The following is a 7372-nucleotide window of genomic DNA, read 5'->3' on the forward strand; positions in this document are numbered from 1 at the left end:
GTGATAATATGTTGTATCCATTACAAACTAAAACACGTGATTTAATAGATTTATCAGGTATATGGAAATTTAATTTTGAGAATGAAAAAGAAGAAATGATAGCTGTTCCTGGTTCGTTTAATGATCAAGTGGTAGGACATGATAAGAAAAATTATGTAGGAAATTTAATTTATCAAAAAGACTTTTTGATAAAAGAAGAAATGTTACTAAACGAAATATTTTTAAGATTTGGTTCAGTTACACATATTGCAAAGGTATATATAAACAACGAATTAGTGGGAACACATAAAGGTGGTTTTACGCCTTTTGAATTTAATATAAATAAATATGTAAAAGAAGGAGAAAACAGATTAAAAGTTATTGTTTCAAATAAGTTAGACTATACTTCGTTACCTGTTGGAAACTATAGTAATGAAAATGGTCAAGAAAAAGTTGATGAAAATTTTGATTTCTTTAATTATGCAGGTATACATAGACCTGTTAAACTATGGATAAAACCTAAGCAACATATAGATGATATAGTAATTACATATGAAGTTAATAAAAATAATGCTAAAGTAAGTTTTGATGTAAAAACAAATATTGAAAATCCTAAATTGAAAATAAGTATACTAGATGAAGAAAATACTGTTGTGTCAACTGATGGTGTAATTACAAATATAAGATTATGGGAGCCGTTAAATGCATATTTATACAAAGCAAAAGTAGAACTACTATCAAATGATGACAAAGTTATCGATGAATATACAGAAGAGTTTGGAATAAGAACTGTAGAAGTTAGGGATAATAAGTTTTTAATTAATGGAAAATCATTCTATTTTAAAGGATTTGGTAGACATGAAGACTCATATATACATGGAAGAGGCTTAGATGAAGTTTTAAATGTATCTGATATTAATCGAATGAAGTGGTTAGGTGCAAATTCATTTAGAACATCACATTATCCATATTCTGAGGAAATGATGAGATTAGCTGATAGAGAAGGTTTTGTTGTAATAGATGAAACAACAGCTGTTGGTCTTATGGCTAATTTTGGTTTTGATTTAATTGGAACAACTGAAAAAAAGAATACTTGGGGAAAAATAAATACAAAGGAAGCTCATGAACAAGTGATAAGAGAACTAATAGATAGAGATAAAAATTATGCTTGTGTTGTAATGTGGTCTATAGCAAATGAACCATCTACTGCAGAAAAAGGGGCTTATGAATATTTTGAACCATTATTTAAATTAGCTAGAAAATTAGATAAGCAAAAAAGACCTTGTACTTTTGCAAATATTATGTTAGCACCAGTAAATAAATGTCTAGCTAGTAGTTTATGTGATGTACTTTGCCTTAATAGATATTATGGTTGGTATGTAAATTTAGGAGATTTAAAAGTTGCTAGAGAAAAAATGCTAGAAGAATTAAATCTATGGCATGAAAAATATCCTAATAAACCAATAATGTTTACAGAATATGGCGTAGATACTATAGCTGGTATACATGATATAGATGAAATGACACCTTTTTCTGAAGAATTTCAAATAGAGTATTACAAAATGAATGAAGAAGTTTTCGATAGTTTATCATACTTTATTGGAGAACAAACATGGAATTATGCAGACTTTCAAACTAAATATGGTCTATTTAGAGTTCAAGGTAATAAGAAAGGAATATTTACAAGAGAAAGAAATCCTAAGTCAATTGCAAAGCACCTAAAAAACAGATGGACTATGATACCAAATTATGGGTATAAGGAATTAGTATTGGAAAAGAAATAATACTGTGATATAATATAATCAGATAAATGTTGGCCACTTGCCGATGGTGTGGGATATAAATAATTCGGTTCGTAAATGTTAACCACTTGCTATATGGTGGGGTATAAATGTTATAGTGTGTAAATCTCTCTATTTTTAAAGATAGAGGGATTTTTTGTAAGAGTGTATTAAAAAAGCAATTTTTATATAATATTCAATATTAAAATTAATTTTAGTCAAAATATAATTGACAATAAAACTTAAAAAAATATATAATAACATATAAACTATTAAAAAAGGTGGTAAAAATGAAGACAATGGAAATATATATACGAAGTGTTTGGAAGACGAACTTAGTATATAGATGGAATTTCATTATAGGTGTACTTGCTAATATTTTCCATGTAATAAGTATGATGTTTATTTGGTATGTTGTTTATAGAAACAATGGCAATCACCTAATTAAAGGATTTGATTTCAATTCACTAATCCTATATACAATAATGTCTAATTTAACTGTTAGAATGTATAATAGTGAAATTGAACATACTATTGCAGATGAGGTTTCGTCAGGTCAGGTAGTAAATAACTTTATAAGACCTGTATCATATTTTAAAAGATTAATTGGAGAAACAATGGGGGAAATATCATTTACCTTTCTATTTCTAATTTTTCCAGTAATATTTGGACTTATCTGTTATACACTTTATTCTAAAACAAAATTTAACGTCACATATTTAAGTATTTTCTTTTATGCTATAACGGTAATATTTAGTATTATACTAAACTTTATGTTAAGTTTCATAATAGGTCTTGCAGCTTTCTATTTAAATTACATCTGGGGATTTTTCACATTAAAATCTACTATAATGGCACTAGTTACAGGTCAACTATTCCCACTAACCTTTTTCCCTGATAAAGTAGTAATGATACTTAAACTAACTCCCTTTTATTACATGAATTTCGGACCAGTATCTATACTTCTTAATCAATTTAGCCCTTATGAAACATATAGATTGATATGTATACAAATTTTATGGTGTGTAATTTTAGGCATACTAACACATTTGCTTTGGTTATCAGCACAAAAGTATTTGACAGTAAATGGAGGGTAATATGGATACATTTTTACACTATTTTAAAGTATATATTATTAGATTTAAATATTCGTTTAAGATATTTAGTAATTCTCTAGTTAATTTTTTTATAGGTGTTACAGCCTTTTTGCTAATTCAAATAAGTGGATTATTCTTTATTAGTATAATTTTCAAACAAACTCCAGAAATTGCTGGATTTAACTTAAATCAAATGATAGCCTTGTATGGATTTTCTCAAATAACAAGGGGTCTAGATCATTTTTATTCAGACTACCTTTGGTTTTTTGCATCAAATGGTGTAATAAGTGGGACATATGATAAGTACTTAACAAGACCATTAAATCCTTTATTTCAGATTATTATAGAAACCGTACAATTCGATGCACTAGGAGAAATTATTACAGGGTTTGCCCTATACATATATTCATTAAAAGCTTTAAATATATCATTTAGCTACACAATATTAGTAAAAACAATATTTTTCATAGTAATTGCTTGCATAATCTATACGTCTATAAAAATTATAGGAACAACTTTTGCATTTTTTATTAAACGTAGTTTCACAGTTTTAAGAGCAATATACTCAGTATCAGATTTTGCTAAGTATCCTATAACAATATATCCGAAAGTAATGCAAATGATACTAACATATATTTTAGCTTATGGATTTACAGCATATTACCCTATTAAGTACATATTACTAGAACCTATGAAGATAAAGGATTTTGTATCTATAATACTTTTAATAGTTATCTTAATCGTATTTACTAGCATATTTTGGAAAGAAGGAGAAAAACGTTATGAAAGCTCAGGATCATAGAATAATAGAAGTTAATGATTTAACTAAAAAGTTTACTACCTACAAAAGAATAGGAATATTTAAAAGAGAAAAAAGCGAAAAAGAAGTTGTAAAACACCTTAGCTTTAACGTAAAAAAAGGTGAAATTGTTGGATTTTTAGGTCCTAATGGTGCTGGTAAATCTACAACTATTAAAATGCTAACAGGAATACTAACACCAACTTCTGGGGATTGTCTTGTTAATGGTTTTAGTCCTATAAAAAACAGGAAGCAAAATGCATATAATCTAGGTGTAGTTTTTGGACAAAGAACACAACTTTGGTGGGACTTATCAGTTTGGGATAATTTATGTCTTTTAAAAGAAATCTACAGACTAACAAATGAAGGATTTGAAAAAAGATATGAATATTTAAATGGAATTTTAAATTTAGATGAAATTAAATATAGTCAGATAAGATCTTTATCGCTTGGTCAACGTATGAAAGCAGACATTGCAGGAGCATTGCTACATAGTCCAAAGATACTTTTTTTAGATGAACCAACTATAGGTTTAGATGTTGTAATAAAGGATAAAATATTAAAATCATTAAAAAAGATTAATAAGGATGAGGGTGTTACAATTCTTTTAACAACTCATGATATGAGAGATGTTGAATATTTATGTAATAGGGCTATTATAATCAACTATGGTGAAATAATATATGATGATAGTCTAGAAAAATTAAAAGAATATTATGGAAATGATAAATTAATAAAATTAACTCTAAGAAATGTAGGGGATATTAAAAATACAATGGAAACCATGAAAGACCTAGTTAAATCATATAGCATAGAAAACAACATCTTAAAATTAACAATAAAAAAAGATATACAAATTGAAAAAAAAGTTCTATCTAAAGTCTTCCAAGCAATAGATATTGATGAGATAAGATTTGAAGAGGTTAATATAGATAAAATTATTAAAAAAATATATGAGGAGTAGGGTAAGTTTTTAGCCTACCCTTATTTTATCCTATTATATTTTTTAACGAATGCTTTAGTAGTATCAACGATTTTATCCATACCACCTTTTGTTAGTGCAGATCCTATACCTATAGCGTATGCACCAGCGTTTATCCATTTATCCATATTATCGATATTTACACCACCTGATGGCATCATATTTGCATAAGGAATAGGTCCATGTACATCTTTAATAAAGTTAGTTCCTAATACTCCTCCAGGGAATATTTTTACTATATCAGATCCATTTTCAATTGCTGATATAACTTCTGTAACACTACCACAACCTGCTAAATATGGAATAGAGTATCTATTGCATACTTTAGAAATGTTCTTATCAAAATGAGGAGATACAACAAATTGAGCACCATTTAATATGGCAATTCTTGCTGTAATATCATCTAATACAGTACCAGCACCAATTAAAATATTTTCATCATCATGGTATTTTCTACTTAATTTATTTATTGCACTGTCTGCATATCTAGTAGAAAATGTAAGTTCAATAGTTTTTATTCCACCTTCTATTATTTTTTCTGAAATTTCTACAGCATTAATATCATCTGTACCACGAACAACAGCAACTAAGCCATTTTCTTTAATTTTACTTAAAATTTTTTGTTTCATAATTTTTTCCTTTCATTTTTAGATATAAAATTAGATAATTCATTTCTTGATGGTAAATCTTCATTATCACTTTTACTTGTTACTTGTATTGCTCCAATAGCGTTAGCACGTATTAGCATAGAATGTAAGTCTATATTTTCTAATATAGAGCTTATTATCCCAACAGCAAATCCATCACCTGCACCAACTGTATCTACAACTTTTTTAACAACAAAACTTGGTTCAAATATTGTTTGATTTTCATCTATGTAATATGATCCAAGAGAACCATCTTTAATTATTATCCTTTTAATACCTGTTGATAAGAACTTTTCCTTAATATTATTAATATTAGTTTCAGATATCAAAGTCTTACATTCATTTAAACCAGGCATAAAGTAATCAGATAATCTTGCAACTTTAAGTATAGTATCTTTTAAGTCATCCATATCCTTCCACATTGATAGCCTAATATTTGGATCAAAAGTTATTGTAATATTATGTTTTTTAGCTTTTTCTATTGCGTAAAATATAGCATTTCTGAATGAATTTGAAATTGCAAGAGGTATTCCAGTAATATGTAATAAGCAGATATTTTCAAAATCAATATTTTCTATATTCGAAACATTTAATTTTGTTGCAGCGCTATTGGTTCTGTAATAATATACTTTAGGGTCACCTACATTTGTTTTAGCTTTTAAAATTATTCCAGTTTTTTCATTTTCTAAAACATTAATATATTTTAGACCTATATGTTCTTTTTTTATAAAATTATATATTGACTTTCCAAAAGGATCATCACCTAAATTTGTGACATATTGTGTATTAAAACCTAACCTAGTTAAACCGACAGCAACATTTAACTCAGCCCCTGCTGTTGTTTTATAGAACGTATTAATATCTTCTAAATCACCTATTTCTTCAGCGACTAACAATGCTAGGGGTTCACCTAATAATAATATATTTTTCATGTTACACCTCATTTTTTGTTGAATTTCTTACAATTAATTTTGTTGGTAATTCTATAAATTCAACAGTTTTATCCATATTTTCTAGTCTCTTGAATAAAAGATTAGCACATATCTTACCACACTCATATGAATCTTGGCGTATAGTTGTGATATTTAATAATTCTTGCCATCCCCAATCATCAAAACTACAAATCCCTATATTTTCTTCTTTTAATGATAGATTAAGATTATTAACCTCATCTAAAACTTTAAGTAATATAGATCCATTTACACAAAATATGGCTGTATTAGAATTTCTGTATTTTTGTATAAAGTCTTTTAAGTTAAAGTTATCAATATAGGTAGTGTCTTTAGGGTTTCTTTTAAAAATATCTGACATAGCATCACAAAATGCACTATACCTTAAATTCTTAACACTATTATTCTTCATATTGCTTGTAAAAAAAGCTACATTTTCAAAACCTTGTTTTTTTAAATGTTTCATTAAATTATAGCTAGCTATATAATTATCGCAAGTAACGGTATCTATAGTGTTTTTTGAGCCTATACTTCTATCAGCTAGGACTATAGGTATATTTTTTTTCTTTGCAAGGTCTATAATATATTCATCATTACCACCTATTGTATTAATTATTAATCCGTCTATATTATATGATAATAGAGAATTTATTGCGTCTTTTTCATCGCCATTAACTTCAGTCACTAAAACATGATAACCTTTTTTACAACAAACTTCACTAATACCCTTGAAGATAAAACTAGAAAATTGATTTTGCATATCAGCAATAGTCAGACCTATAATCTTACCTTTTCTTGTTTTAAGACTTCTTGCAAGATTACTAGGAGTATATCCAGTACTGTCTATTATCTCTTGAATACGTTTTCTAGTATCAGAAGACATAAATTCATACTTACCATTTAAAAATCTTGAAACTGTAGTCTTAGAAACATTGGCTAATTTAGCAATATCATTTATTGTTAATTCCATATAACCTCCTTAGAAACCGATACACATATATATTATACTACCTAAAATTTAAAAATTCAATAGAATACTAAAAAAGTGCCAAATTAAATTTGTACTGCACCCAAAATCTTGGACACAAGATTGGAGGTGCAGTTTTTTTATGAGTAAACTTACAAGAAAAGATAAAA

At 27.3% G+C, this 7372-nt stretch carries 7 protein-coding genes; 4 read left to right on the forward strand and 3 right to left on the reverse strand.

The window, feature by feature from the left end; genetic code table 11:
• The first annotated feature begins 8 nt into the window (after positions 1 to 8).
• From uidA to IMK15_RS02665, 4 genes are all read left to right on the forward strand, one after another.
• Positions 9 to 1763: a beta-glucuronidase gene (gene uidA, locus IMK15_RS02650; RefSeq protein WP_192941783.1), complete on the forward strand. Its 1755-nt coding sequence runs from the start codon at positions 9 to 11 to the stop codon at positions 1761 to 1763.
• A gap of 287 nt (positions 1764 to 2050) precedes the next feature.
• A complete protein-coding gene (locus IMK15_RS02655) occupies positions 2051 to 2857 on the forward strand; it encodes an ABC transporter permease (protein WP_192941784.1) in 807 nt (268 codons plus the stop codon).
• 1 nt (position 2858) lies between these two features.
• Positions 2859 to 3659 (forward strand): ABC transporter permease, encoded by an 801-nt coding sequence (locus IMK15_RS02660; protein WP_192941785.1) that lies wholly within the window; start codon positions 2859 to 2861, stop codon positions 3657 to 3659.
• On the forward strand, positions 3640 to 4620 hold the full coding sequence (locus IMK15_RS02665; protein ID WP_192941786.1) for an ATP-binding cassette domain-containing protein: 981 nt from the start codon (positions 3640 to 3642) through the stop codon (positions 4618 to 4620). Before IMK15_RS02660 ends, IMK15_RS02665 begins: the two co-directional genes overlap by 20 nt.
• 20 nt (positions 4621 to 4640) lie before the next feature.
• Here IMK15_RS02665 and IMK15_RS02670 read toward each other — a convergent pair whose 3' ends face one another.
• Genes IMK15_RS02670 through IMK15_RS02680 form a run of 3 tightly spaced genes read right to left on the reverse strand, consistent with a single transcriptional unit; the run spans position 4641 to position 7205 of the window.
• On the reverse strand, positions 4641 to 5267 hold the full coding sequence (locus tag IMK15_RS02670) for a bifunctional 2-keto-4-hydroxyglutarate aldolase/2-keto-3-deoxy-6-phosphogluconate aldolase (protein WP_226869172.1): 627 nt from the start codon (positions 5265 to 5267) through the stop codon (positions 4641 to 4643).
• On the reverse strand, positions 5264 to 6217 hold the full coding sequence (locus tag IMK15_RS02675) for a sugar kinase (protein ID WP_192941787.1): 954 nt from the start codon (positions 6215 to 6217) through the stop codon (positions 5264 to 5266). The genes IMK15_RS02670 and IMK15_RS02675 overlap by 4 nt, the downstream gene beginning before the upstream one ends.
• A 1-nt stretch (position 6218) precedes the next feature.
• Positions 6219 to 7205 (reverse strand): LacI family DNA-binding transcriptional regulator, encoded by a 987-nt coding sequence (locus tag IMK15_RS02680; protein ID WP_046328891.1) that lies wholly within the window; start codon positions 7203 to 7205, stop codon positions 6219 to 6221.
• Positions 7206 to 7372: the final 167 nt, after the last annotated feature.

Source organism: Sneathia sp. DSM 16631 (assembly GCF_014892235.1).
Lineage (GTDB): Bacteria > Fusobacteriota > Fusobacteriia > Fusobacteriales > Leptotrichiaceae > Sneathia > Sneathia vaginalis.

Excerpts from the sequence above, each read along its gene's own strand:
- uidA (WP_192941783.1), top strand. The coding sequence starts at position 9 with ATGTTGTATCCATTACAAACTAAAACACGTGATTTAATAGATTTATCA.
- IMK15_RS02655 (WP_192941784.1), top strand. The coding sequence starts at position 2,051 with ATGAAGACAATGGAAATATATATACGAAGTGTTTGGAAGACGAACTTA.
- IMK15_RS02660 (WP_192941785.1), top strand. The coding sequence starts at position 2,859 with ATGGATACATTTTTACACTATTTTAAAGTATATATTATTAGATTTAAA.
- IMK15_RS02665 (WP_192941786.1), top strand. The coding sequence starts at position 3,640 with ATGAAAGCTCAGGATCATAGAATAATAGAAGTTAATGATTTAACTAAA.
- IMK15_RS02670 (WP_226869172.1), bottom strand. The coding sequence starts at position 5,267 with ATGAAACAAAAAATTTTAAGTAAAATTAAAGAAAATGGCTTAGTTGCT.
- IMK15_RS02675 (WP_192941787.1), bottom strand. The coding sequence starts at position 6,217 with ATGAAAAATATATTATTATTAGGTGAACCCCTAGCATTGTTAGTCGCT.
- IMK15_RS02680 (WP_046328891.1), bottom strand. The coding sequence starts at position 7,205 with ATGGAATTAACAATAAATGATATTGCTAAATTAGCCAATGTTTCTAAG.